At 33.9% G+C, this 3,169-nt stretch carries 4 protein-coding genes; 1 reads left to right on the top strand and 3 read right to left on the bottom strand.

All coding sequences use genetic code 11. The features are described 5' to 3' along the window. Positions 1 to 74 precede the first annotated feature (74 nt). From A6E06_RS09140 to A6E06_RS09150, 3 genes are all read right to left on the bottom strand, one after another. Positions 75 to 539, bottom strand: a complete 465-nt coding sequence (locus tag A6E06_RS09140) for an ASCH domain-containing protein (protein ID WP_065640690.1) — start codon at positions 537 to 539, stop codon at positions 75 to 77. Between the two features lie 144 nt (positions 540 to 683). Continuing rightward, on the bottom strand, positions 684 to 1,229 hold the full coding sequence (locus A6E06_RS09145) for a hypothetical protein (protein WP_065591854.1): 546 nt from the start codon (positions 1,227 to 1,229) through the stop codon (positions 684 to 686). A gap of 157 nt (positions 1,230 to 1,386) precedes the next feature. Further along, positions 1,387 to 2,148, bottom strand: a complete 762-nt coding sequence (locus tag A6E06_RS09150; RefSeq protein WP_065591853.1) for a hypothetical protein — start codon at positions 2,146 to 2,148, stop codon at positions 1,387 to 1,389. Positions 2,149 to 2,386: 238 nt separating this feature from the next. Here A6E06_RS09150 and A6E06_RS09155 point away from each other — a divergent pair, with 238 nt between their 5' ends. Further along, entirely contained in the window at positions 2,387 to 3,088 is a 702-nt protein-coding gene (locus A6E06_RS09155) for a hypothetical protein (protein ID WP_065591852.1), read from the top strand. Positions 3,089 to 3,169 lie beyond the last annotated feature (81 nt).

Genomic DNA, 3,169 nt, shown 5'->3' on the forward strand with positions numbered 1-3,169 from the left:
CTTAATCACTGAAACTAAAGGCAAACTGACAACGCCGAATGTAGCAAATCGTGTTGATGCATTTGTTATATTGCCTATTGATAAACGACATGAAATCGTTCCAATACAAGAACCATGTCCTCACTAGGCTCAATATTTAACTCTGAACATTCAGCAGCAAAGAAACGCCAATGAGCTTCACGCCACCATTTTAATGAACGGTCGCCCTCGCCTTCTGCATGAGCAAATTCAGCCGTAACTTCGTTATATTTACACGTTTCAACTGAATCAATTTCAATGATACAAATTGGTTTCCCATTCCAATCAACGACCACTTGTAAATGACCAACGGTTGGCATTGGTTCTTCGCCAGATTCATACCAAATATTTAAACTACAAGTTGCTGTCTTTTGACCAATTCGGATTAATTCAGCACATAGATTGGCATTATGCTCATCAGCACAGAAATAGTCTGAACTGAATGATTGATACTTTTCACGCTCAATTTCAGAAAGTGAGCTTAGATATTGATTTAAGTAGACTTGAGACTGTTCTTCCATGAAATCCTCTTAACTATTTTCGCAATATAACGCCTGCATAACACGTTTACTACTATGCAATTATACTTAATATTGACGCCTTAAAACGAGAAACACCCGGCAAACTGAGATTGCCGAGTGTAGTAAATCGTGTTGATGCATTTGTTAACTTGCAATTTCAGCATAAACTTTTGCTAATGTATCGTGAAATACTCTTTGTGCATTTTTAGCATTTCTTCTAAGTTCAGATAACTCATTATAATTTGGATACTTTTTGTCAAAAATAATCATGTCGCGTAACTCTGCTTCCAACACGACACATTTTCTTAACTTATCAACTGCGCTTTCAGCACCTAATAATCGCAATTTAGATAAACATGACTGTCTTTTATTCCAGTTATCAACTAATACTTTATCCCGCTCTTTAATTGCTTCAATTTGAGAAGATGTTAGTTTAATATCTTCTTCATCATGCTGTTTTCTTTTGGAAATAGCTCCTACTTTAGAATAGACCATATTCCAAGAATCAAAATAAGCATCAATATCATCTGATATTTTTTCCAACAATTTAGTTTTATGCTCAATAAAAAATTTATCGTGTGTCGCTTTAGTGTTGAATTTAACGCCTAATACTGTTACTACGCCTGTAATCAAAGACGGTAAGCCTATTTTGATTAAATTATTCGCCACTTCTGCCCATTCATTTTCCAAACAACCACCTCTTACTATTTTTTGCGAGTTAACGCCTGCATAACACGTTTGCTACTATGCAAATTAAGCCTAAATTTACCACTTAATACGGTAAACTCAAAGAAACCTAGAATGCCGAATGTAGCAAATCGTGTTGATGCGATTGTTATATTTTATTCTACATATTCATAATTTTGTCATAGCAATAATCACAAATATGATCGACATGAGGTGGATGATCGTCATTCCAGACTCTAACTTCCTCTTCACTAAAAGATTCCTGACAAATAGAGCACTCAATTAACTGAGTAATTTCCTCACAGAGTTTACAATGCAACTTATCACCCTTTTTAGCTGCGACATTAGATTCACCACACCAATCACAATAATGACCATCACCATCATCAGATTCATCCTTCGCTTCTATTCGAGAGCTATAAAGTTTTGTTGTATATTCATCACCTAATTCATTATAAATTTGAAGGTGACGTCCTCCGAGATATTTGGTTACGTCAATAATACCATGCTCATCGTTAAATTCATTTGTTGCTCGTATTAATCGACCAAGAGTTTGATTAACTTCTACAGCATTTAATTCGAACTTATAATGCTCAATATCATTTCTAAGTTTTTTAATCCAAACTAGGTCATTATTAAAATCTTTACTTATTTCCATTCCTTCATTACGGAGAAATTGAACCGCATCCCATAAACCAATCGTATTTTCTTTGTCTATTTTACGACTAAACGGGTTTTTATAAATAAGTAATGGATGCGACTTCGTAACGTAATGCTTAAATAATAACTCGAAAAAATGAGAAAAATGCAAAATGGCAAATTTATATGAAGATAATCCTTTCCTTTCACCATCTTGATATTTCTCCAGTGCTTCTTTTAAACTATCAATGGCATTTTCAAGTAAATCTAAACGATGTTCCATTATTCCTCCAAAAATATAACGCCTGCATAACACGTTTTCTACCATGCAGATTAAACTTAAATTTACCACTTAACGCGGTGAACTCAAAGAAACCTAGAATGCCGAATGTAGAAAATCGTGTTGATGCATTTGTTATGCCTGTTCAAAAAACATCGTATTTTAATCTATATAACATTGATAAATAAAAAGTTAGCCCCATATATAATACTATATCAGTTATAGAGTAGATGGATGATTAATGAACTTATTTAGCGATGAACTTTTTGAACTAATTGATGAAAACCCATTAAAAGGTTTAGTTGATGTAATAAAAATTATTGATCTCAACCTCAATAAATCGGTTAGTTCCTCAGAAGGGAACCATGAGGTTTTATGGAATGGCTGTATTTTAATTAATGATGTAATCGAGACATATAATTTAAACTTCTTTGGTATACCTTTACCTGAAGCTACATCTAGCATTTCTGCCAATTGCTCAAATTTAATAAATTACCTAGCAGATGCGACTGATGCTATTAAAGAACAAGAAACATGCCTCAATATAATTGAGATTAAAAATCGTTATGCGCACAAATTAAAATCAACTTTTGCTTACGAATTCAGCCAAGGAGATATCGATAGAATTCAACACTTAATTACCGAATTACGTGAGCACATATCTCAAAGCACCATGATTGAAGAAGATCATAAACACCGTTTATTAAAACGGCTAGAAAAGCTTCAATCAGAACTACATAAACGTGTCGCTGATCTTGACCGTTTCTGGGGTTTAGTTGGTGATGCTGGTGTAGTTCTAGGAAAATTTGGTAACGATGCCAAACCACTAGTTGATCGTATAAAAGAAATAGCAAATATTACTTGGAATACACAAAAACGAGCAGAAGAGCTTCCAAGTGAAACAAGAAACCCAATGCTAGAATCACAAATCATTGATGACTAACGTTATTAATACGGGCTATAAAATAGCCCGTATATTCATATAAACATGCAGATACAATCATAAGGCATAACGCCTGCATAA

Origin of the sequence: Aliivibrio sp. 1S175, assembly GCF_001690985.1 — a bacterium.
Classification (GTDB): domain Bacteria; phylum Pseudomonadota; class Gammaproteobacteria; order Enterobacterales; family Vibrionaceae; genus Aliivibrio.